Annotated in this window: 25 protein-coding genes and 3 tRNA genes; 10 read left to right on the top strand and 18 right to left on the bottom strand. The window is 49.2% G+C overall.

Annotated elements, in window-relative coordinates:
• Nucleotides 1-55 precede the first annotated feature (55 nt).
• From SRBAKS_RS02055 to rimI, 6 genes are all read right to left on the bottom strand, one after another.
• Nucleotides 56-142 (bottom strand) — tRNA-Leu (locus tag SRBAKS_RS02055).
• 296 nt (nucleotides 143-438) lie between these two features.
• A tRNA-Leu gene (locus SRBAKS_RS02050) sits at nucleotides 439-525 on the bottom strand.
• 16 nt (nucleotides 526-541) lie between these two features.
• Nucleotides 542-889, bottom strand: coding sequence for a preprotein translocase subunit SecG (secG, locus tag SRBAKS_RS02045; RefSeq protein ID WP_229593104.1), 348 nt, complete (start codon nucleotides 887-889; stop codon nucleotides 542-544).
• A gap of 40 nt (nucleotides 890-929) precedes the next feature.
• A complete protein-coding gene (gene tpiA / locus SRBAKS_RS02040; protein ID WP_229593102.1) occupies nucleotides 930-1,682 on the bottom strand; it encodes a triose-phosphate isomerase in 753 nt (250 codons plus the stop codon).
• Nucleotides 1,679-2,881 carry a phosphoglycerate kinase gene (locus SRBAKS_RS02035; protein ID WP_229593100.1) on the bottom strand — a complete coding sequence of 401 codons (1,203 nt, stop codon included), beginning with the start codon at nucleotides 2,879-2,881 and terminating at the stop codon, nucleotides 1,679-1,681. The genes tpiA and SRBAKS_RS02035 overlap by 4 nt, the downstream gene beginning before the upstream one ends.
• A gap of 20 nt (nucleotides 2,882-2,901) precedes the next feature.
• A complete protein-coding gene (gene rimI / locus SRBAKS_RS02030; protein ID WP_229593098.1) occupies nucleotides 2,902-3,354 on the bottom strand; it encodes a ribosomal protein S18-alanine N-acetyltransferase in 453 nt (150 codons plus the stop codon).
• 98 nt (nucleotides 3,355-3,452) lie between these two features.
• Between rimI and SRBAKS_RS02025 the strand changes: the two genes are divergently transcribed.
• Nucleotides 3,453-3,992 (top strand): NUDIX hydrolase, encoded by a 540-nt coding sequence (locus SRBAKS_RS02025; RefSeq protein WP_229593096.1) that lies wholly within the window; start codon nucleotides 3,453-3,455, stop codon nucleotides 3,990-3,992.
• Here SRBAKS_RS02025 and SRBAKS_RS02020 read toward each other — a convergent pair.
• Nucleotides 3,989-4,780, bottom strand: a complete 792-nt coding sequence (locus SRBAKS_RS02020; protein WP_229593094.1) for an inositol monophosphatase family protein — start codon at nucleotides 4,778-4,780, stop codon at nucleotides 3,989-3,991. The genes SRBAKS_RS02025 and SRBAKS_RS02020 overlap by 4 nt on opposite strands.
• A 56-nt stretch (nucleotides 4,781-4,836) precedes the next feature.
• Complete coding sequence (locus SRBAKS_RS02015) at nucleotides 4,837-5,040, bottom strand: DUF6485 family protein (protein ID WP_229593092.1); 204 nt, start codon at nucleotides 5,038-5,040, stop codon at nucleotides 4,837-4,839.
• A gap of 276 nt (nucleotides 5,041-5,316) precedes the next feature.
• Here SRBAKS_RS02015 and SRBAKS_RS02010 point away from each other — a divergent pair, with 276 nt between their 5' ends.
• Nucleotides 5,317-7,059 (top strand): hypothetical protein, encoded by a 1,743-nt coding sequence (locus SRBAKS_RS02010; protein ID WP_229593090.1) that lies wholly within the window; start codon nucleotides 5,317-5,319, stop codon nucleotides 7,057-7,059.
• A 20-nt stretch (nucleotides 7,060-7,079) separates the two neighbouring features.
• Nucleotides 7,080-8,162: a glycine cleavage system aminomethyltransferase GcvT gene (gcvT, locus tag SRBAKS_RS02005; RefSeq protein ID WP_229593088.1), complete on the top strand. Its 1,083-nt coding sequence runs from the start codon at nucleotides 7,080-7,082 to the stop codon at nucleotides 8,160-8,162.
• A gap of 31 nt (nucleotides 8,163-8,193) precedes the next feature.
• Here the strand turns inward: gcvT and SRBAKS_RS02000 are convergent, their stop codons facing one another.
• Nucleotides 8,194-8,847, bottom strand: coding sequence for a lysophospholipid acyltransferase family protein (locus SRBAKS_RS02000; protein ID WP_229593086.1), 654 nt, complete (start codon nucleotides 8,845-8,847; stop codon nucleotides 8,194-8,196).
• A gap of 159 nt (nucleotides 8,848-9,006) precedes the next feature.
• On the opposite strand from SRBAKS_RS02000, the gene yedF reads away from it, so the two are divergent.
• Complete coding sequence (gene yedF / locus SRBAKS_RS01995) at nucleotides 9,007-9,621, top strand: sulfurtransferase-like selenium metabolism protein YedF (RefSeq protein WP_229593083.1); 615 nt, start codon at nucleotides 9,007-9,009, stop codon at nucleotides 9,619-9,621.
• A gap of 9 nt (nucleotides 9,622-9,630) precedes the next feature.
• A complete protein-coding gene (locus SRBAKS_RS01990; protein ID WP_229593081.1) occupies nucleotides 9,631-10,389 on the top strand; it encodes a pseudouridine synthase in 759 nt (252 codons plus the stop codon).
• 4 nt (nucleotides 10,390-10,393) lie between these two features.
• Here the strand turns inward: SRBAKS_RS01990 and lolA are convergent, their stop codons facing one another.
• The 4 genes from lolA to SRBAKS_RS01970 all read right to left on the bottom strand — a co-directional run bounded on the left by lolA (nucleotide 10,394) and on the right by SRBAKS_RS01970 (nucleotide 14,459).
• Nucleotides 10,394-11,080, bottom strand: a complete 687-nt coding sequence (gene lolA / locus SRBAKS_RS01985; RefSeq protein WP_229593079.1) for an outer membrane lipoprotein periplasmic chaperone LolA — start codon at nucleotides 11,078-11,080, stop codon at nucleotides 10,394-10,396.
• Between the two features lie 13 nt (nucleotides 11,081-11,093).
• The gene (locus tag SRBAKS_RS01980) at nucleotides 11,094-13,304 is read right to left on the bottom strand and encodes a DNA translocase FtsK (protein ID WP_229593077.1); all 2,211 of its coding nucleotides are present in this window, start codon (nucleotides 13,302-13,304) and stop codon (nucleotides 11,094-11,096) included.
• Between the two features lie 87 nt (nucleotides 13,305-13,391).
• Nucleotides 13,392-13,949 carry an elongation factor P gene (efp, locus tag SRBAKS_RS01975; protein ID WP_229593075.1) on the bottom strand — a complete coding sequence of 186 codons (558 nt, stop codon included), beginning with the start codon at nucleotides 13,947-13,949 and terminating at the stop codon, nucleotides 13,392-13,394.
• A 51-nt stretch (nucleotides 13,950-14,000) separates the two neighbouring features.
• Entirely contained in the window at nucleotides 14,001-14,459 is a 459-nt protein-coding gene (locus SRBAKS_RS01970) for a type II 3-dehydroquinate dehydratase (RefSeq protein WP_229593072.1), read from the bottom strand.
• Nucleotides 14,460-14,572: 113 nt separating this feature from the next.
• Here SRBAKS_RS01970 and yihA point away from each other — a divergent pair, with 113 nt between their 5' ends.
• Nucleotides 14,573-15,154: a ribosome biogenesis GTP-binding protein YihA/YsxC gene (gene yihA, locus SRBAKS_RS01965; RefSeq protein ID WP_229593070.1), complete on the top strand. Its 582-nt coding sequence runs from the start codon at nucleotides 14,573-14,575 to the stop codon at nucleotides 15,152-15,154.
• Here the strand turns inward: yihA and SRBAKS_RS01960 are convergent, their stop codons facing one another.
• The 3 genes from SRBAKS_RS01960 to SRBAKS_RS01950 are packed head-to-tail and all read right to left on the bottom strand — an operon-like array spanning nucleotide 15,155 to nucleotide 17,652.
• Entirely contained in the window at nucleotides 15,155-16,297 is a 1,143-nt protein-coding gene (locus SRBAKS_RS01960) for an LptF/LptG family permease (protein WP_229593068.1), read from the bottom strand.
• On the bottom strand, nucleotides 16,294-17,460 hold the full coding sequence (gene lptF, locus SRBAKS_RS01955; protein ID WP_229593065.1) for an LPS export ABC transporter permease LptF: 1,167 nt from the start codon (nucleotides 17,458-17,460) through the stop codon (nucleotides 16,294-16,296). Before lptF ends, SRBAKS_RS01960 begins: the two co-directional genes overlap by 4 nt.
• Before the next feature lie 9 nt (nucleotides 17,461-17,469).
• Nucleotides 17,470-17,652, bottom strand: a complete 183-nt coding sequence (locus SRBAKS_RS01950; protein WP_229593063.1) for a hypothetical protein — start codon at nucleotides 17,650-17,652, stop codon at nucleotides 17,470-17,472.
• A 134-nt stretch (nucleotides 17,653-17,786) separates the two neighbouring features.
• On the opposite strand from SRBAKS_RS01950, the gene SRBAKS_RS01945 reads away from it, so the two are divergent.
• The 4 genes from SRBAKS_RS01945 to SRBAKS_RS01930 all read left to right on the top strand — a co-directional run bounded on the left by SRBAKS_RS01945 (nucleotide 17,787) and on the right by SRBAKS_RS01930 (nucleotide 20,580).
• Complete coding sequence (locus SRBAKS_RS01945; protein ID WP_229593060.1) at nucleotides 17,787-18,578, top strand: undecaprenyl-diphosphate phosphatase; 792 nt, start codon at nucleotides 17,787-17,789, stop codon at nucleotides 18,576-18,578.
• A 93-nt stretch (nucleotides 18,579-18,671) separates the two neighbouring features.
• Nucleotides 18,672-18,748 (top strand) — tRNA-Met (locus SRBAKS_RS01940).
• 146 nt (nucleotides 18,749-18,894) lie between these two features.
• Complete coding sequence (locus SRBAKS_RS01935) at nucleotides 18,895-19,551, top strand: DUF6538 domain-containing protein (RefSeq protein ID WP_229593058.1); 657 nt, start codon at nucleotides 18,895-18,897, stop codon at nucleotides 19,549-19,551.
• A gap of 69 nt (nucleotides 19,552-19,620) precedes the next feature.
• Nucleotides 19,621-20,580 carry a site-specific integrase gene (locus SRBAKS_RS01930; protein ID WP_229593056.1) on the top strand — a complete coding sequence of 320 codons (960 nt, stop codon included), beginning with the start codon at nucleotides 19,621-19,623 and terminating at the stop codon, nucleotides 20,578-20,580.
• Between the two features lie 453 nt (nucleotides 20,581-21,033).
• Here SRBAKS_RS01930 and SRBAKS_RS01925 read toward each other — a convergent pair whose 3' ends face one another.
• Both SRBAKS_RS01925 and SRBAKS_RS01920 read right to left on the bottom strand, forming a co-directional pair.
• A complete protein-coding gene (locus SRBAKS_RS01925) occupies nucleotides 21,034-21,375 on the bottom strand; it encodes a hypothetical protein (protein ID WP_229593054.1) in 342 nt (113 codons plus the stop codon).
• 75 nt (nucleotides 21,376-21,450) lie between these two features.
• Complete coding sequence (locus tag SRBAKS_RS01920; RefSeq protein ID WP_229593052.1) at nucleotides 21,451-22,383, bottom strand: rolling circle replication-associated protein; 933 nt, start codon at nucleotides 22,381-22,383, stop codon at nucleotides 21,451-21,453.
• Between the last annotated feature and the right edge of the window lie 96 nt (nucleotides 22,384-22,479).

The following is a 22,479-nucleotide window of genomic DNA, read 5'->3' as shown; positions in this document are numbered from 1 at the left end:
ACCGTACCAAAAGAGGAAGGGTTGCAGCTTGTTAGCCGCAACCCTTTTATTATCGTGGTGCCGAGGGGGGGATTCGAACCCCCACGGAATTTCTTCCACTGCCCCCTCAAGACAGCGTGTCTACCAATTCCACCACCTCGGCTTTCAAAAACCGGACGTTGAATTCATACTTATACGGCCAAAATGTCAAGACTTTTGTGAATATTTTTTTGTATTTTCAGCTTGTACTCTCAAATACCGGAAATATTCTATGGGGAGTATGACTTCAACACGACTTAAGCTCGTATTTTAAGTACATGGACCTCATTCGCTGAGCCCCAGTTAAGACGTGTCCTAAGTAAGGCCGTTACCACGTTTATTTCAGGTCCGACGAGCTCTACCCTGTCGCCAAAAAAGAGGAAGGGTTGCAGTTTGAAACTGCAACCCTTTTTACTATCATGGTGCCGAGGGGGGGATTCGAACCCCCACGGAATTTCTTCCACTGCCCCCTCAAGACAGCGTGTCTACCAATTCCACCACCTCGGCACGATATGCGTTGAGCTTATTCGCTCTTGGCGTCTTCTCCAGTATCCTGGAAAGTAATACCCGGCTTGGCCGGGGCGGCAGGAGCATCGGTTTCCACCGCAGCTCCGTTCTGCAACATAATGGAACCCGGATCGGATACCTTATTGCCGCTCATAATATTAAAACCAAGGGAGGTAAGCAGGAAAACCGTAGCAAGACCTGCTGTGATCTTCACAAGAATACCGCCTGCGCCGGAGCTACCAAACATGGTGCTGCTACCGCCGCCGAAGATGACTCCCATCCCTTCTTGACCGGACTGGAGCATTACTGCGCCGATCAGAAAAATGCAAGCCAAAACATGAATGACGATCACTAAAGTTTCCACAATAATTCCCTTTTCTTATTCCTTTTATCTGCTCGCTTCATCAGGCCAAAACGATCTGAGAAAAGCTTTCACTCAGCAAGCTCGCGCCTCCTACCAATACTCCGTCAACATTGTCAAGAGCAATAATATCACTACAATTGCCAGGCTTGACACTGCCGCCATATAATATCCTCATTTCATTGGCTTTTTCACCAAAGATCGAAATAAGTGTTTTCCGAGTAAAAGTATGAGCAGCCACAATTTCTTCCGGTCCGGCCACTTCACCTGTGCCAATAGCCCACACGGGTTCATAGGCAACACTCAATTTTTCAGGTGCAATATCAGTCGGAACACCCTTCAGGCCAACACGAATCTGGCGCTCAAGGACTTCCTCTACCTTGCCGGCTTTACGTTCGTCAATCTTCTCACCTATGCAGAAGACGACATTAAGTCCCGCTTCAAGGCCATATGCAGTCTTCTGACCGATATACTCATCATTTTCGCCGAGCACGTGACGACGTTCGGAGTGACCGGTCAAACCGTAGGTCGCTCCTACATCCATGAGCATCTTAGGGGATATTTCGCCTGTAAAAGCACCCTCTTCTTCTATGTAATAGTCCTGACCACCCGCAGAGAACCCTTCAGAAGCCATGGCCTCAGCAACGCCCTTGAGGGCTGTAAACGGCGGAAAAATCAAAACTTCCCTGTCTTCGGGCAGATTGGATGCAGTCAACGAGACCAGTTCTTCAGCCGTGGTTTTGGCATCATCCCAGGTCTTGAACATCTTCCAGTTGGCAGCCATTAATTTTTTCATTTGTTTGAGTACTCCTTTAAAGCCTTGAAAGCGGGCAACTCCTTGCCCTCCAGAAATTGGAGGAAGGATCCACCACCTGTGGAAATAAAGCTGAATTTATCTGCCAGATGCATCAGATGCACCACTGCGTCGGTATCACCGCCACCAACGATGCTCAGCGCGTCATCAAGGCCAGCTATGGCCTCACAAACAGCCAGAGAGCCTTTGGCAAATGCTTCGGTTTCAAACATCCCCATTGGCCCGTTCCAAACAATCGTCTTTGAACGTTCAAGAACTGCCGTGAAATTTTCAATTGTTTCAGGACCGATGTCCAACACCATGGAATCCGACGGGATCGCATCGGCCGCGCACACACCTTCTGCCGCCTGTGCATCCGGTGCAGCAGCGTACAGATAGTCCACCGGCAGGTGAAGTGTTGACCCCATGGATTCAGCCTTTTTGATAATCGACTTGGCGTCGTCCACCAAATCAACCTCCACCAGGGATTTGCCGACCTCGTACCCCTTGGCAAGCATAAAGGTGTTGGCCATTGCGCCACCAATGATAATGTCGTCCACTTTCCCGAGAAGATTATTTAAAATCCCCAATTTGGTGGAAACTTTGGCACCGCCGGACACACAGACATAGGGACGTCTGGGATCATTGAGCGCATCGCCTAGGAATTCCTGCTCCTTTTTGAGAAGGAATCCACCACAACTTGTCTGGACATACTTGGGGACGTCCACAACGGAAGCATTCTCACGATGTGCGACACCAAAGGCATCATTCACATAGATCTCAGCCAACGAGGCGAGTTTCTTGCCGAAATCCCCCCGCTCTTCAACAGTCTTGCCGGTCTCTTCAGGGTTGAAGCGAAGGTTATCCAACATGATAACCTGGCCGGGTAGCAAAGCATCGGCAGCTTGTACTGCGGCATCTCCCAGCACCCCTTCAACCAAAACGACATCCAGCCCCAACAGCTCACCTGTTCTTTTAGCAACCGGAGCAAGCGAAAGTCCGGGGACAACTTTTCCCTTGGGTTTGCCCAAGTGAGCGCACAATATAATCGAAGCCCCTTTCTCCAAAGCATATTTCAATGTCGGAACAGCAGCCTGAATTCGATTGTCATCGGTGATGACACCATTCTCCAGAGGGACATTGAAATCCACCCGAAAGAGCAACTTCTTGCCACTGATATCAACCTGATCAATAAACAACATAAATCAATCCTCACAAGTAGTTAGGAGTCCTTGGGGAAATCATGCCTGAACAATAAAGCATCTTCCTTGGTGTCCGGGTAGTATTTTTTCCGCACACCGATCTGCTTGTAGCCAAACTTGCGATACAGAGCCAACGCAGGCTCATTGCTCGCCTTTACATCAAGAAAACTCTTTCTAATTCCAGATTCGACACAGATATCAAAGCTTTTTTGCAACAACCGTGCAGCCAATCCATGCCGCCTGTAGTCGGAACGCACACCCAAATTCAATATTTCCATTTCATCTTCAATAAGAGAAAAGGCCATATATCCAACAAGCCCGGCAGCTGTTTTGATGCCAAGTATCTTGAATGCTTTCCTGTTCAACCCCAACAGGAACTGCTCTCGGGTCCAATGATAATTGAAACAGGCTCTTTCAAGCTCTATGAGATCCTCAATGTCGGCTTCACCGAGTTCACGAGGTTCGTAAATCATTTGAACACCTTATTTCTTCTCACAGTGCACTGGATATGCGCAGATAATGAGTGTATACGTTCTTTGCAGCCAAATCAAAACATTATGGGAACCATGGCATGATATTCAACAAAAAAGCTATTGAAGACACTGATGACGGTCACAATGTGGAAGTCATCGACCAACAGAATCGCCCTCTGGCCGTTCTCCCCAAAAGAGTCGTACACCGCCAACTGTTGATGCATCGGTCCGTCCAAGTCATAGTCACGAGTCCTGACAAGAAAATCTACCTGCAAAAAAGGAACAGTAACAAGCAGTTCTTCCCGGGACGCTGGGATATTTCAGCCCGTACACATCCAATTGCCGGAGAAGCTACCTTTGATGCCGCCATTCGTGCTCTCAAGAACGAACTGGATATCACTGTAGAACACCCGCTTCTTATCAAAGAATTCCCGCCCAGCCCTGAAACCGGGTTTGAGCATGTCAGCATCTATGCCGTGCACAAGAATACCCAGCCCATAATCCCCAATAAGGACACGGTGGCTGAGGGATACTATTACTCACAGGAAGAACTCACCTGTCTTATCAAGGAGTTCAAGGAACTCCTTACACCAAACCTGGTTATTCTCTGGGAATCAGGCCTGCTGTCCGAAATCTAGTCTTCGCAGAGCAACACGCTCAATTCTGCGTGTATGCCACCGTTTGTCGCAAGAATGGTTCGTGAACCAAATGCGTATGGAGTTGCAGTGTCATATTCACTAACCGTTCCGCCAGCTTCATGAACGAGCAGCAGTCCTGCCGCCGTATCCCACGGATTGAGGGCAGCCTCGAAAAATCCCTCGTACCGCCCACAGGCAACATAGGCAAGATCAAGCGCTGCGGCGCCCGGTCTGCGAATCCCCTGAGTCAAGGGCAAAATCCGCTTGAAATGCTTGAGTATATCGTCCAGATGCGCATCGATGGCATAGGGGAACCCTGTGGCCAGCAGGGATTTTTCCATGGATGTCACATCCGTCACGGAAATGGGGTTGTCGTTCATGAAGGCGCCACGTCCTTCGATGGCGCGAAATGTCTCGCCTAAAAGAGGAAGGTTGACAACTCCGAGCACCACACGCCCCTCATGCCAGAGGGCTATGGAATTCGCGACGAACGGCACTCCATGCGCAAAGTTGGTCGTGCCGTCGACCGGGTCTATGATCCACGTCAATTCACCCGGCGTCGTGCTGTTGGCTGTTTCTTCGGCCAGAAAATCAGAGCCCGGCAACAGCTTTGCCAATCCTTCCTTGAGCATGAGTTCTACAGCCAGATCTGTTTCCGTAACCAGGTCGATCCGCCCCTTGTGCGTAATCTTCTTGGTTTTTGTGGAAGCATCCTTGACGATATCACCGGCCTTGCCCACATACTCCAACAGACCATCCATGATGGCCTCTGGATCAAAATGCGTCATGTGCCCTCCTCAAAAAAAAGGCGACACAATGCCGCCTTCCCAAAAAAACACGATAATTATGACCGACGCTGGATGAAAAATTCAACAGACCTGTTGTATGTCTTCTCTTCTTCCGTGGTGAAATAACATGCTGGAATCTCACCCCGTTGCCTATGGTAGTGCAGACATTCACAACAGATACCGTGCTTGTCACAGCTATAGGTACAAGAACAATATTGTTCATTTATCTTTGCTCTGGGGCACTGATCCTTTTTCTTCATGACACTCCTCACCGGGACACCATCAGATTAACGGAACTCTCTCAAACAAGTGAGTGAGCCTAACCACATGAGCATAGAGTGTCAATAATTCAGGAGTATTGTTCTATGAACAGACTAGGATTATTGAAAGTTTGACACATACGATTGCATAATCCGGAATAACTTTAAATTCCAGCTCAATATATTGTTTTTCTACAAATATGTGTATAGGATAAACTTACATCTACAAACGAGAATCATCTCGGTTAAGGAAGACCGAAAAACGGCAGTTATTTTATGTGGGAAAAAGCATTCAGCAAAGCGCCAGGCTTTCATGATTCCGGAACCGATCAATCTGTCCCGCCCAAGCTGACGACCCTTGAAGAGCTGAAAGAATTCATCGACTACAACCACATCAAATACTGTCTCTTAAAGCCGTACTTCGAAGTTGCGGATTATCCCATCGTCGAAGCACGAGAGCTCCTTCCTTCCTTTGAAGTCGATCTTTACGAATACAAGGCCCTGCCAGGCTTCACCATGGTGGCCTTCGAGCGACAGCTCAATTCTTTCCAGGAAATATTTCAGTATGACGCCCTGCACTCTCTTTCCGACTGGGAAGAAATGCTGGTAGAAGCTAGCTGCACAGTTGAAGATAATGTGACCGCAACCAATCTTCGCACATATCAGAGCAGATTGCCGAAGCGGTATCACGCCGATTTTCTAGAAGAATTTGAAAATCAAAACATCTGTGCCATGCAGAACTACCCTCGCATGCTGCCGTTTCTGATGGAGCTGGAACGAGCGCACGTCCTGGCCCACGACTCCACAGGCCAGTTCACGCTGCAGGGGATATATTCTTCACTGCCTTCCAATCTTGACAGTGAACTCAAGCAATTCGGTTTGAAAATCGGTAAGTTCAAACCGGGCAACAGCCTCATGTATGAATGCAATCGGCTGTTCGTATACCAGTTCATGATGGAATTACATGGGTTCCCCATTGTCTCTGAACGGCGTACCTCTTCGGCCATGTTCGCCATTCGCCTCCTCAGGCAACACGAACGCTTTATCGTCCGTGTTCTTGGACAAAGCGACAGAACAATTACCACCATGATGTCGCCTCCGGAAGACGCGCCGCGCCGATTGAGAAAATATCCGAAGATTGAAAAGACTGCACTTGTTCAAGTCAATGAAAACCAGACGGAACTCATTGAAGTATTGAAAGAACAAGGCTTTTTCATTGATGATAAAAAACGGATCGTTATTCTGCGTGTGACCTATCAGCAGCACGATTACAGCCCCAAAAACGTCCGTGAAGACAGGGCATTATCTGTACTCAAGCAAGAAATAATGCATCCCATTACAGGACGAATCAACGATTCGTTGAATATTATTCAAAACGTAAAGAACATGATTCTGCGCCTCAACGACATCGTTCGCGGCGAATATCGTGTCCCTGTCAATTACAAGCGCACAGAGGTCATCAGCAGCACTGAGACCCACGAAAACCGGCTTAAAGTCCTGTTCATGTGGCTCTCCAAACACATGCACCGCATCGTTGACTACTCTGATGACTATTACTCGCAGATTGTTCGCGTATTGGACGGGTATCTTCTGGCACCGGACAACTACGATATTTTCAATGAACATTATGAATTGCATCAGGAGGTCTGGTCCAGGTACGGTCAGATCCAACAGGCACGCAAAGTTCGGATTCTGGAAGATATCAGACAACGCAAGTACAAGGGAGAAACCATCTCCTATCATCGCATGCTTGAATTGATGACTGAGATTCTTAGCGAGTTAAAATTTGAAATTGTTAACTATTTCGACAAACTTGTCGTTAAAGTCTTGATAATAGGTAATGACGTTATTTCCGACTCTTACCTATTGAGAAGTTATGTGAATAAGGACGAGAAGCAACTCTCGACTTATGGTCGTGAAATTAAAAAATCGTACCAGCAACTGGTTATGTTACTCGACGAGTTCCGCTCAATCAGAAAATCCCGAGTCTCGAGTGACGCTCCCCCTGGTCCGTTTTAGACATTCCAAAGGAGATATCATTGGAAACCTTAGCCACCACCCCATTGACGGGTTGGCACCACGAGGCTGGTGCCAAAATGGCCCCTTTCGCCGGATTCGACATGCCGGTTCAATACAAGGGGATTATTGTTGAACACAAACATACCCGTGAAAAAGCGGGGATTTTTGACATCTCGCACATGGGTGAATTTACCTTGTCCGGTGCTGGAGCAAAAGACGCCTTAAATACTGTCGTCAGCCACGACTTGAACACCTTGACCCCAGGAAAATGCCGCTACGGTTTCCTGCTCAATGAAACAGGCGGTATCAACGATGACCTCATTATTTATTGTCTGGCCGAAGACAGCTATATGCTCGTGGTCAACGGTGCCTGCCGAGAAAAGGATTTTTCCCATATCAAGAACAACCTTTCGGATGGACTTGAGTTCACGGATGTCAGCGACGAAACCGCCAAAATCGATGTCCAGGGACCTGAAAGCCTCGAAGTGCTGAATTCACTGATGGGTTCCGACTGGAATCATTTAAAATACTTCAATTTTGAAGAGATAGATCAAGCGGGTTTTCGCATGATCATCAGCCGTACCGGATACACAGGTGAGCTCGGATATGAACTCTATCTTCCGGCTGACAAGGCCCTTGAAATATGGGAAAAATTAGCAGCTGACGAAAGGGTCGAACCTATCGGTCTCGGTGCCAGAGACACGCTCAGGCTTGAAATCGGCTATCCTCTCTATGGTCAGGATCTGGACGAAGGACACACCCCCAAAGAAGCAGGGGCCGACTTCTTCCTGAAAAAGGAAAGCGACTACATCGGCAAATCAGGATTGGCCGAGGTAAAGGAATCTCTCATCCCCCTTACCATCGAAGGCCGTCGCACAGCACGGCATCATGATGAAGTATACCTTGATGGGGAGAAAGTCGGTGTCGTCACAAGTGGCTCGTTTGCCCCGAGTCTTGGGTGCTGCATTGCCCTGGCTTACGTTCGAGCGGAATATGCCGACAAAGATGCATTTACGATCAAAACAGCGCGAGTCGAGCTGGACGCAAAAAAGACAATCCTGCCCTTCTACAAAGATGGAACGGCAAGAAAAAAAGTCGATTAGAATAAAAAAAGGACGCTTCGGCGTCCTTTTTTTACCTCTTAATAGGCTTCAATGCTTGCATCCGTTCTTCAAGGCGCTTCTTCTCACGTTTCAACACTTCTTTATCAAGCTTCTCGTCGGTGACTGCCATCCCTTCACCAATATATATTGGTGTGCGGGTAAACGGGTATGGCAACTCAAAACGATCCCATGATTTCTCAAAAACTTTAGTTTTCTCAGGAAATACTCTGACAGGAAAAATCAAGGCCCCGGTTTTCTGGGCCAAATAAATGATACCATCCTTGACTTTATGGCGTGGACCACGAGGACCATCCATAGTTACCACAACGACATCATTATCTTTTTCCATCATTTTCTTGGCCTGTATCAAGGCCCGGACTCCACCTCTGGAGCTTGATCCTCGAACCGTATGATGTCCAAGCCGCTCGATAATCCTGGCAATAAATTCACCATCTTTACTTTGGCTGACCATCACCGCAAATCTGAGGTCCACCTGATTTTGTCCTCCAGCTATTGAGAACAACTCTCCATGCCACGCAGCAAGGATCACAGGCTTTCTTTTTTTATTACAATCAATAAGAGACTGAAACTCACCTTGCATTTCGAAACGCATGGTCTTGGTCCAAAGCGTAAAAATGCCGGTAACCAAGGGAATAAACTTGAGAGGATCAATGGGTATTTTCATAATATATTTCGATTTTTACATTTTCTATAATCTCGGGCCATGAAGAGCAAGAAAAGAAATTCATTGGAATGTTCATTAGCAACCAATTGGGAAATAGCATATATCTATTTGACCTAATGGTCACAACTGTGATGAGATTTTTTGAATCAAGGAGTACATATGTCTGAAATCACACTCGAATGCAAAGGGCTCCCCTGCCCCCAGCCGGTCCTCAAATGCAAAGAATCAATTGAAGATTTTTCCCCGGAACAAATTGCCGTTACCGTTGATAATGAAGCCGCAAAAGAAAACGTTTCACGCTTTCTGACAGTTCATGGCTACGAGGTGAAAGCTGAAGAGAAAGATGCCGACTTCGTCGTAACCGGACATAAAGAGAATGCTGGAGAATGCAAAGAGTGCGCAGTGATGACGGACAATGAGCTTGCAGACGTGGATAAACAAAAAATATTGGTCTTCATTGCCACCGACACTATTGGTGTCGGCGATGACGCACTCGGAGCCAGCCTCATGTATAATTTCCTGGTGACGTTGAAGGAACTGGGCGACGAGCTGTGGCGAATTGTGATGCTCAACGGCGGTGTCAAATTAGCTATCTCAGACAACAAGTGCCTGGACGAGTTAAAAAAGCTCGAAGAAAGCGGCGTATCCATCCTTGTTTGCGGCACCTGTCTGGAGCACTTTGGACTGACCGGGCAACGTGAAGTAGGCCAGGTGACCAATATGCTCGACGTTGTGACCAGTTTCCAGCTTGCCACCAAGACCATTCGCGTCTAGAACCTCTGCATGAACAATGACGCACAAAAACTGATCAGACTGAACAAATACATCGCCCAATGCGGCGTCGCATCACGCCGCGGCGCCGACGAGCTCGTCTTTGACGGCAGAGTCACCATCAACGGTGAGTTGGCTGATTCTCCTGGCATCAAAGTCAATCCCGGAGTTGATGCCGTGGCCGTAAACGGTAAACCGTTGGCCCTCCCCGGTGCGGACAAGGAAATCACACTTATTCTCCACAAACCGGTGGAAACGGTTACTACGGCAAAAGACCCACAAGGACGTCAAACTGTCCTTGATCTTCTTCCAAATGATATCAAACGGTTGCGACCTTTTCCTGTAGGACGTCTAGACTTTTACTCTGAAGGTTTATTGCTGCTAACGACAGACGGTGACCTTTGTTATCGCCTGACTCATCCTAAATATCACCTGCCAAAAGTCTATACTGTGACCATTCGTGGAACTGTTCCTGACAGTGCAGTCGAAACCATGCGTAAGGGGATGACCCTGCAGGAAGGCGACAAGCTTGCACCGGCCAAGGTTCAGCTAAAGAAACCGGTGGCAGGAACACAGCAGATCGAGATTACGCTGATTCAGGGTATCAATCGACAAATCCGGCGTATGTGCGATGAGTTGGGATTAACCATCCTTCGCTTGAGCCGTATAAAGCAAGGTCCCATCGCTTTGGGAAATCTCAAGCGAGGGACCTGGCGTGAATTGACGAAAGAGGAAGTACAGGCCCTGAAAAAGGCCGTCCGCCTCACCTAGACGTTTATTGGGTGTTGTCTTCCACCTGTGTTCCCTTGGGAGGAACAAAGGTAAACATCTCGGAACCAAGGTCGACATTCAACGACACATCAGACAAACGTAACTCATTGCCGTTGCCGTAAAAATCAACAATCATAACCTGTCGAAGGAGACCGGTCTCCGGTTCTACGCCGACAAAAGCCAGGACCATACCAGGTTCCGCTTCCTTGGGGATGAGCTTGAGCACAGTGAATCCCTTGCCCCACTTTGCCCTTACGTCATCAGCGCCCTGCCATTCGGTCTGAACCACGAAGTCTTCCTTGATGTTTGCCTGACCGGAGATAAAACGGAGAATCGTCTTGGAATCAAGGAGTGTCGCCACGCTATACTTGATGGCCAACTCTTCGTCCTCAATATAGTTCCAGGCAACATCCGGACCAACCACAAGCAATTCCTTTTCAGGCGAAACAGTTTCCCACCGCACCTGTGAAGGTTGCTTGAACCAGATTGTTCCGGTTCGAGTCTCTACTTCACCACTGGCAACATTGGTCAACTCCTGTTCGAAGTCGGCCTTAAACGTTTTAAGGGACTCATATCGTTGTTGAATCAAATCCGGCAGATCATCAGGAGAAACCGATTCAGCAGCCAGGGATGCCAAAGGCAACGCCAGGACGAATACCAATGCAAGAACTCCAAAAAACACTCTAGACATATAATTTCTCCAATTATTCAGGCTTAATAACCTTGCGCGGCTTACTTCCTTCCTGCGGACCGAGGATGCCGTCCATTTCCATTTGTTCGATAAATCTGGCCGCACGATTAAATCCGATTCTGAGCCGTCTCTGCAACAATGAAATGGACGCCTTGCCTTGTGAAAGCACAAACTGTACCGCTTCATCATACACCGGGTCATCGGTTTCAGCGACCCCACCGGAAGTACCGTTACCGCTTGAACTCTGCTTCCATTCGGAAAAATCAAGTTCAAATTCCTGGGGAATGGCGTTCTTCCAAAAATCAACAACATGCGCAATTTCCGTCTCATCCACGTACGCACCGTGCATCCGCTTGAGCTTGCCGCCACTGGGCTTGAAAAGCATATCGCCTTTACCAAGCAGACGTTCCGCACCCACGCCATCAAGAATAGTGCGGGAGTCGAATTTTGACGTCACAAAAAAGGATATACGGGTAGGAAAGTTCGCCTTGATAATGCCGGTAACAACATCCACGCTGGGACGCTGGGTGGCCAGGATCATATGGATTCCTGCCGCACGAGCCAACTGCGCCAGACGCACAATACATTGCTCTACTTCTTTGGCAGCCGTCATCATCAAATCAGCAAGTTCGTCAATAATGATAACGAGGTACGGCATGGGCTTCATGTTCGCGAATTCTTCGGGAGGCGTGTCACCCATCTCGGCGACTTTCTTGTTATAGCCTTCGATATTACGCACACCAAGTGTGGCCATTTTCTTGTACCGACAATCCATCTCAAAGACAGCCCACTCAAGAGCACTCTTTGCCAGATTCATATCTGTGACTACAGGATGAACCAAATGCGGCAACTCGGAATACGGGGCCAATTCAATCCGCTTGGGATCGACAAGAAGCAGTTTCACCTCTTCCGGGCCAGCCTTATAGAGCAGACTCAACAGGAACCCGTTGATTCCGACAGATTTACCCGCGCCCGTAGCGCCGGCCACGAGAAGATGAGGCATCTTGGCCAGATCAGCCGCTTTGGTTTGACCATGGATGTCCTTGCCAAGAGCCAGTGTCAGCGGAGATTTGGACGAATTGAACTCCTTGGACTCAATGACTTCGCGCAAAAAGACCATTTCACGGTCAATATTGGGTATTTCAATACCCACACTGTCTTTACCAGGAATCGGGGCCTCGATACGTACTGATTCGGCACGCAGAGCCAACGCAATATCATCAGTCAGGTTTTCTATTTTACTGACCTTGATTCCAGGGGCTGGCTTGAACTCGAACATGGTGACCACCGGGCCGGGCACCACACGCTGAATCTCACCCTGAATTTTGAAATCATTAAGACATTCCTTGAGACGATCGGCAAGTGGCTGTAGCACTTCCGCAGTCTGACTTGTCATCTGCTCGGCAGGAGGAGAGAGCAATTCAGTGCTCGGCAAATCGCCGCTTTTTACTGGAACCTTGCTTTTGGCCTTCTTAATCGGCTTTGGTTTGACCGCCTTCGGTTTTGGCGGTGGAGGCGGCTCTTCTCCCAAGTCGATGAATTCCAGGCCCAAATCCTTTTCAGGCACAGCCTCTTCGACTGTAGCCTTTTTTTCTTTTTTATCAGCCCTGTGCAGCGCCCGCTTCTCTTGGTAAGCCAGCGCTATTTCGTACAGTTTATTCCAATACTGAACAACGAACTTCCACACGGAGGCCCAGGTAAAACCAAGAACTCCCTGCAGAGAAACGATGGTGACAAACAACCACAAAAGAAAGGTTCCAACCGGACGAAGGTACGGCAAAGTAAACCGGGTAATGATGTCACGTCCCAGAAAACCGCTGCCGATGAGGCCATACGCCCCATCAGGAACGTTTGAAATCCATGGGTGCATGGCCCATGCTTCGAAAGAGATGAACAGCCCTATGATGCCCAGCCATCTGGTCAGAGACAATCCCAGACTGGGGACGAACCGAGCAAGTCCGAGGTACAGAAAATACAAAGGCCAGAATATGGCTCCAATACCAAACATGGAAACCAAAAAGCCCGCAGTATATGATCCAGCACGGCCGACAACATTCTGTACCACACCGGGGGTGACGGCCTGATTAAAGCTCGGGTCGCCAGGGCTGAAAGAAAAGACGCTCAGAAAAAGGAATGCAGACAGAAAAAGGAAAAACAACCCGACAAACTCGTTGCCGCGCCCTTTCTGAAGATTTTGCATCACAGTATTTCGACGTTTCACCATGTAGCTCCACTTTATGAAAAAAGGTCCTGAACAGCAAGCTGCCCACGACCTTTTTATGCAATTTTACTGGCGATTTGCAAGTCAGCTTTATTCGCGCCCAAGATATTCCCCGCTACGGGTGTCCACCTTGATCAGGTCGCCTTCATTGATGAAAAGCGGGACATTGATTTTGAGACCGGTTTCCAGCGTGGCCGGCTTGGTCGCGTTGGATACGCGATCACCCTGCACGCCCGGGTCGGTCTGGCTCACAGTCAGGCTGACGTTGGCACCAAGGTCGACGCCGATCAACTCGCCGTTGTACAAGAGCACTTTTACCGTGTCCCCTTCCTTGATGTAGCCGCCTTTATCACCAACGTTTTCTCCGGGAACATTCATCTGCTCGTAGGTTTCGAGATCCATGAACACAAAATCGGTTCCATCTTTATAGATGTACTGCATCTCAGTAACGGCCATGTCCGGCTTTTTCACTTTTTCACCGGAACGGAAAGTCTTATCCAGCATTTGGCCGGTTTTCATCTGACGCAGTTTGGTGCGGATCATGGCCCCACCCTTGCCAGGCTTGAAGTGCTGAAATTCAACAATTTCAAAAGGCTTTCCATCTATCTCAATTTTCAGGCCGGTCCTGAAATCTTTGGTCGATATCATGTTTTCTCCAAAAAAGTTTACCGAATCACTTCGGTCTTCACAGGCTAAACTCTATCCAGCCAAGCGTTCATACAACGCCTGAACACCGAGGGCATAACTCAGAATGCCGAATCCGGCAATGACGCCGATGCACCTTTCGCCCATTATGGACTGTTGCCGCAGCGGCTGATCGGTGCGCGCCCAGATATTGCTGATATGCACTTCGACACAGGGAACCTCTATCCAAGCCAGACAATCGGCAATGGCCAGACTTGTGTGAGTATACGCTCCGGCATTGAAAACAACACCGTCCACGCCTTCTTCCCTTGCCTTTTCCAACCGATCAATGAGAGCCCCTTCTGAATTGGACTGAAAATGACTCACAGCAATCCCTGCGGCCTTGTCCCCCATTACCTGGGCCAGAAGTTCGGGCATGTCGTCCATGGTCTGCGAACCATAAATTTCGGGCTGCCGTTTGCCGATATGCCCCAGGTTGGGGCCGTTCAATATCAGAATGTTCAATGTAGCCATGACCCTTTCCTTGTTATGCCAATGGATTTTCCACTCTCACTTCTTGACTCATCCCAATAAAAGAAGGAACAGTAGGCAAGAACACAAACCATTTGCAAAAGCGATATTTCTTTATGAACCGAACCATTGAGTTAGTCAAAACAATATACGAAATCAAGCAGCTTGAAGACTTTAGCGAGGCACAGATTGCCCTCGCCGGCCGTTCCAACGTTGGCAAGTCTTCACTGGTAAACCGACTGGCAGGCCAAAAAAAACTGGCTAAAATCAGTTCCAAGCCAGGAAAAACTCGGAGCCTTAACTACTATAAGGTCAATCCGGACGGATACTTCCTTGTTGATCTGCCGGGCTATGGCTACGCCAAATGCTCCAAGACGGAACGCGCCAAATGGGCCAAGCTCATCGAGGCCTATATGCGCGACAACCCACAGCTCAAGGCTGTAGCCGTACTCCTGGATTCACGTCTTTCACCACAGAAACTCGACCTTGAACTCACATCATACCTCCGCAGTCTGGGTATTCCGGTCATTCCGGTCCTGACCAAAGCGGATAAGCCCAAACAACGAGAGTTGGCCAAATTACAAAGCCAGTGGCAGGAAATCCTCCAGCAGGACAGAGCGCCGGTACTTTTTTCGAGTAAAACCGGAAAAGGCGAGGAAAAGCTCTGGAATCTCCTGTGCGAATTCGCGCAGTTGTAATCAGCCCCTACTTGGAATCAAGTCACGAACGGACTGTTTGATCATGATGCGGAACCCTGGCATGGACACCCATGCCAGGCGCAAGCTTGCAAGTCCTCCTATGATGCCATTGCCCAGCCATGCGGCAATGATAGGCGGCAGCACCCCCTTCTCGCCCGCTGTAGCCCCCACTACATGCATGCCGTATTGAACAAAGATCAATATGAGGGACATGCCTATATTGGCATAGAGATTCTCTGACACTGTAACCAGTGCCAGAGCCAGTAACGCCATGATCACCATGGAAAAGGCGTACGAGAGCTTTCCGTGCCAAACGGTTCGTAATATCTCGACATTCGAACCGGATTCCTCCAGCCTGTCGATTGCCTTTGAGAGCTCAAGCAGCGGCAGTTGCGCCTTGTCTCCCTTGAGTTCCACTGCAGCATACGCCTTGAGATTCTGACGCACCGAAAGGAACTGTGACATTCTACTCACGGAAATGAAGGTGCGCGTATCCAGTTCATGGACATCCAGCAGCCCCCAGCCATGATCATCGATAAGGGCTTTCTTTGCCGTCAGGATACGGATGAGGTCCTGATTGTCCGTCGTGAATTCATACACAGTGATATCGCTGGCCCGGCTTTTCGCCGGATGCGCTTCTTTAGCCATGACAATAAACGGACCGTCACGAAACCAGAGATCCCTGATGACCATGTCATCGAGCTGTTTCTTGCGGACATCCTCCTTCCAGATTCGATTGGCTTCATACTCGCCAAAGACACCCAGAAATTGAGAAAAAACCAACTGTCCCCCGCTCCAGAACAGAGCGTAGACAACAAAAAACCGGATGAACCAGACATACGACACGCCACCGGCACGCAGTGCGAGCAGTTCTCGTGTTCGAGAAAGCACCCCCATCTGAATGACCATGGCCAAAAGGAAAATCGCAGGCATCAACTGTGATACAATCAGCGGAATTTTAACAATAAAATAGAATAGGATCGTTTCGACACCCAGCCCGGCCTTGATGAATTCATCCAGACGATCAAAAATGTCGGACAGCAGATATATGCAGGTTCCCACGGCCAGACAGATGGCCATGAGATACAGATTCTGCCGTATGAGATAACGACTTAGAACGCCTATGCCGAGGAAATTTCTCATGCCTTGGCTCCCCTGCCGTATCGTAAATGGAGAAGCCACTGTACCACCGTGGGCGTGCTTTCCTTATTGGCATACCGCATCCCGACCAGGGCCACGAATACATAGACTGCGTTGGGTGCCCACAGACCGTATATGGGAGGGATTGAACCGGCCTCTCCCATGCTTACCCCAATGGAGAACATGGTATAATACACCAGAAAAAGCCCCATGGACAAAAGAAGACCATATTGCTGCTTCAACCCCCTGAACACATAGGCAATGGGAATGGCAAACATGCCGAGAATAATGCACCCGAAAGGAAGCGTCAGGCGCTTAAAATACTCGGTATCGACCTTACGATGAAACCTGGGCCGCTGGTTTGGCACCAAGTTGGGATCATCACGAATGGCGGCCAACCGGGAAAACGGCATGTCCTTGGCCTTGTCCTCACTGAAATTGAACCCCATCAGCAGTTTGCCCAGATCGAGCTTGATGGAATACGAGCCAAATTTGAGGACATTCAATTCTTCGCCACTTTCACGAAAAATCTTGCCGTTTTTAAAGATAATTTTGATCTCAGCCAACTGGGGGGTGGAAACAATCTGCGCTTCCGGGGCAACCACCACTACCGACGTTCCCTTGATGGATTCATCGCGAACAAACGCAAATTTCAGCTCTCCCTTCTCGTTGTCCACCTGATGGGCATAGAAGGTGACATTTGGAAATTCCTTATTGAACACGCCTGGTTGTAACGCAAATTTAGAATGAGTCTTGGCAAAATAATAGAGGTTGGTCTTGAACATATCCATCCCCCAAGCCAGGCCCCAGAAAGAAATGAAAAACGTGAAGAGCGTGCATGCCGTGCAAAAAAGCAACGGAGCCGGCAGCATACGATACAAGCTGACACCACTCGCTTTGAGCGCGATAAGCTCATTGTCGGTGCTCATGCGGAGAAATGTCAGGAACACGCTCAGCATGGTCGCAATGGGCGTGATCAGCAGCATAAAAAACGGCGTCAGAAAGAAAAACAACTGAAGAATATTGAAAAAACCGATGTCCTGAGAAAGAAACAGGCTTCGGAGTTGCAACATCCTTCCCACAAGGATAAGCCCAAGCAGGCAGGAAATCGTCAAGCCAAAGAGCTTGCACAACTCCATGAATATCTGTCGGTGCAGGATTTTCAACGTCAGTGCCTAGTCCTGTTTTTCTTTGTAGAAATGTTGAAGAGCTTCGACTTCCTTTGGACTCAGATTGAAACGGACTGCAGCCTCTTCAAGCAGCACCGCCAGTTGAGTATCCGGCTTGCTTTCCTGCATCTCGCAAATCCATGCGACGGCTTTGCGAGTCAACTCGCCCTGAGGCATGATAGTTGTCATGAGTCTCTCCTAAGTAGTATTTCCTGTTCAGACAAAGAGAAATACACCAGCTTCCAAGGGGTTGCAAGACACGGTTAGTTGCGCTAGGCCCCAATTCATTGTCGTATTCTCAAATTTATCATGTAGAGGCATAAATGGCACCCTGGTACGTTGCGATCATTCTCGGCATTGTGGAAGGCCTGACAGAATTCCTCCCTATCTCCAGCACAGGACATCTCATCATTACGGGATACCTGCTGGATTTTACTGGACCACGGGCTGAAACCTTCGAAATAGTCATACAGCTCGGAGCAATCCTCGCAGTCGTCCTGTTGTACTGGGACCGCTTCATCGGGCTTCTGTTTCCCGATGCGAACAAAAAATTCAGTGGCGTCTATGGGCTGTGGCTGCTTTTTCTCACATCACTCCCCGCCTCGGTCATCGGACTGCTGACACACAGCTATATCAAACAGTACCTGTTCGGCCCCAAAACCGTAGCCATTGCTCTCGCAGTAGGTGCGGTACTCATTTTTATCGTGGAAGGCAAAGAAAAGCATGAAACAACCCTATCGCTGGACGAGATAACCCCGAAGCTGGCACTGGGAATAGGTTGCTTCCAATGCCTTGCCCTGTGGCCCGGGTTTTCCAGATCTGCAGCCACAATCATGGGCGGCATGATCTTGGGAGCAAAAAGAACCGTTGCCGCCGAATACTCCTTTATTGCGGCAGTTCCCATCATGTTTGCCGCAACCGGGTATGATCTCATGAAGAACTACCAACTGTTCTCAAACAATGATATCCTGTTTCTTGCCATTGGATTCTTTGTTTCATTCATTTCTGCATGGCTGGCTGTGAAAGTATTTATTATTTTATTGGGCAAATTAACCCTACGCCCCTTTGCTGTTTACAGGCTTGTACTCGCCCCTTTAATTCTACTTTTTTTGTAACTAGTTCCAAAAATTTACTTTAAGTGCCATTTTCCACTTGCCAAGGCCAAAAAGACGGTCTATAGACTGTTTCCGCTTCGGCGAAACAAACGTGGCGAGGTAGCTCAGTTGGTTAGAGCATACGGCTCATATCCGTAGAGTCGGAGGTTCAAGTCCTCTCCTCGCTACCACGAATGAAACTGGAAGCCCGTAGAATCAAAATGATTTTACGGGCTTCCTTTTTGGGTTTTCATGGGGCTCGGAAGAACTTTCGCGAACTGTACCAAATCGGTGTACCAAGTGACTCCGGTGTCGGGACAGTGAGGAGACCCAGATCATGCCCCGAAGCCACCTCCCCGCCAACATCATGCGCCGAGGGTCGGTCTACTACTTCCGGTTGGCCGTCCCTGCTGATCTCCGAGTAGTTTTCAACCGACACGAACTCTGCTACTCCCTTCGCACGTGTTACCTGCGAGAAGCCAAGGCCAAGACTCGACTCTTGGCATCCACTGCATGGGAATATTTCAACAAGGTACGTGCCGGAACCATGAAACACTTGAGCGACGACGAGCTACAGCGACTCCTGACAGAAAACATGAAGACTCACCTTGATCGAGATGAGTATTTCAGGGTTGATTCGCCCTTTCTCAACTTCTCCTCAGATTTCCATGATGAAATCATCGCCAAGCTGCAAAAAGCTCTGGCACGTGGAAGCTACAGCATTTCCGATGGCAGTACCGAGGAATTCACCCATTGGGCGGAACTGGATGTAGAGCCAGACTCATTCCTTTACAAGAAGCTACTCCGGGAAGTTCTGAAAAGAGACATCCAGATGTGGCGCATCTATAAGCATCGTGATCAGGGTGATTATGACTACGAAAAAGAATACTTCCGGAAGCTCCCCTTCGAACATACCACGGCACCACAGCCAGCCCCCACTGGCCCTCTCCTCTCTGTGGCATTGACCGCATTCCTTGAGGGGAATGACCAGTGAAAAGCTACGTCATACAAGGAGTACAAAACGGTAGCCGAATTGCTACCCGCCATCCTCGGAGACATCCCGGTGTCTCAGGTCGACCATGATGCCATGAGGAAGTATGTTGCCAAACTGAAAGAACTCCCGAGGCGCAACAAAAAACCTTACAATCATATGACTTTGGAACAGATTCTGACTCACGATGTACCCGAGGAAGATCGCGTCTCCGGTGCCACGATCAAGAACTATATGGTCAACACCGGAACCTTCTTCAACTGGTGCGAGGATCAGGGCTACAAGGTCGTCCCCAACGTCACCAGACGCAAATTCAAGATCACCAAGAAGAAGAGAGCGGCAACGGAGCCATTCACACCTGACGACCTGCACACGATATTCCATTGCCAGCAGTATGTGGCCGACAGTTGGACCAAGCCATACCAGTTCTGGATGCCCATTCTCGGCCTCGCCACCGGCGCACGGATCGAAGAGCTTGCCCAGTTGAATCTCGACGATGTTCGCTGTCACGAGGGCGTCTGGTACATCATGGTCACCGACGAAGGCGAAGGACAGGACACCAAGACCGAATCCAGTGTCCGCCCCATCCCACTGTGGCCGTTCCTGACGGAAGACTTGAGATTTCCCCAATATGTGGAACGGCTTCGTCAAAAAGGCGAAGCACGCCTGTTTCCTGATCTGCCGCCAGTCTCAATCAAGAAGCCTGACGGCACCGAGCAGTTGAAATATGGGAAGAAGGCAAGCGACTGGTTCTCCGCACGCAAGGGAAAATGGGGACTCAAGCCACAAAATCCGAAACGCCGCAAGGTGTTCCACAGCTTCCGTTCAACCCTTGCCAGTATATGCAAACACATGGGATTCGATGATCGCATGGCCGAAGAATTTCACGGCCATTCCTCAGGTGGTTATTCTATGACCTACGACTACTATGCCGAGAGACACGCTGCCAAGAAGCTCTACCAACACATCGCCAGCAAACTGGAATTCGCGGTAGAACTCGAGCACCTCAAGAAGTCCAAGTACTGCGGATGAACGAGGAAAGTACATATTGAGCGGGTTCAGCCCATCAATATGTACTTTTCAGCCTATCGGGGGGCGCAATTAACACCCTGAAATGCAGCCTACCAACATGCAGGATTTCAAGATTGTTCAGTCCTACATTGAGGATTCAGCCGATTACGCCAAAAACCACCCCTCCGAAAATTTTCCCAACACCTCTGAGCGCACTACTCTTGCCCTACTTTTGACAGGGAGGGGTAGCCATCCACGATGTCAGAATGGCCTCACTTTGCCTCTCCTTGCAGCCGGGAAGTCTAGAGCCATGCGCTTATCGCGAAAAAACGTTGGGTGGGAAAAAAGAGGCAACTTTATGGTATCTCCAGTGCAAACGTGCTGTCGCCGAGGAGCGTTCAGACTGACGGTACCGTCGAAAAAATCAGTGCGGGAAAAAGCACGGAATAAGTCGGGATCGGGATCAAGCAACACTCAACCTCTACTGCTCTCCATCGACAGCTTGAGGGCAAAATAGGGGTAGTAGACAGGGCCAAAGAGAGTCATCCTCAATGAGTACAAGTCGCTGTTGAACAGTTGATTCGACAGCCACCTGTTGAATTTCATCCATGCGAAGAAATGCAGCACCGGGATGTACGTCATGAAGAAATCCAAATCTGTTATTGTCGATGCTCTCCGCAGGTTGATCCGTCTAGACGCATGCGTTCTTGCCTTCTCCTCACCGGAAACGAACTTATAGAAATACGGCTCGGTGTACCCGTACAATACCTGCATGAGTATGAAGTGGAAAAAGACTGCGACCACTATCAATGCCATGGTTACTCCTCATGAACGACGGTTGAATCCCTGTGCCAGCTATTCCCATACCTGCGAAACCTGATGGCGTCCATGTTACCGATGAATCGTTCCAGCTTTGCGCCGATCTCGTAGCGTCTGTCGGATCAGGTTGATGTGGTCGGGATCGAGGATGCTGAAGAAGTCTCCTGTATAGCGGATGTCGTACATGTGCTGCTTCTTGTTCCTGATAACCCTCTCCATCTTGTGGCGATCCTTGTATGCGGTGAACTGGCCCATGCCGTCGAGTTTGTCCTGCAACTCGCCCACCTGAGTCTGGATGCTGCCGAGGACCAACTCCTTGACCTTCTCCAGCGTCACCGGACCGACCTCGTAGGTATCGAGGTCTTCGAACGGGATTTTCACCGCATTCACTTTGCCCCATCGATTGGTGAGGTCGGTCCAGCCTTGCCGGTATGCGCCGTAGCTGCTGCCCTCCACCTTGCAGAAATATCTTTCGAGCCTGCCTTCACCATCCTTCACCCGATTCACCCGTGTTGCGAACTGGGCCTTCTTGGGGTCGAGTCCGACGATCTTGCACCACTTGTCGTGAAGCCATCGCCAGAACTCGATCCGCTCCATGGTCACGTTGGTTGAGCCGACGATGTGGTAGTGCGGCTTGCCTGTCTTGGACTGTGGTTCGATGCGCCACATCCACCACGATTCCGGGTAGTGGTGTCTCAGACGTCTGTTGAGATTGTCCAGATCACTTTTCCATGCCTTGGGATCATCGCTGACGCCATCGGGGTAGCTCAGGGTCACGAAGTACTGCGGCAGTTCAGAGAGACTGTTAACGGCCTTGATGAGATTATTCCGGCTCCTGCGGGAAAAGGTCGGAGTCTTTGTTTTCGGTGTCGCTGTCTTCTTCGGTGTCGTGGATGTCGAGGGCTTTTTCCTGAGGCTTTTCTTGGTGAGGTCTGCCCCACCGATGATCCTCTTACTGAGGGAAAGCCGGAAACCACCGGATGTGCTGGATGTCATTGGTGTCATTGGAGTCTCATACATGGGGCTATAGGCAATGTGCCGATATACAGTACATCTACCTAGACAAGGGGGAAACAACTTCTACGCCACATGACAGGCGTC

Origin of the sequence: Pseudodesulfovibrio sediminis (assembly GCF_020886695.1) — a bacterium.
Taxonomy (GTDB): domain Bacteria; phylum Desulfobacterota; class Desulfovibrionia; order Desulfovibrionales; family Desulfovibrionaceae; genus Pseudodesulfovibrio; species Pseudodesulfovibrio sediminis.
This window is presented reverse-complemented; position numbering and strand designations above follow the sequence as displayed.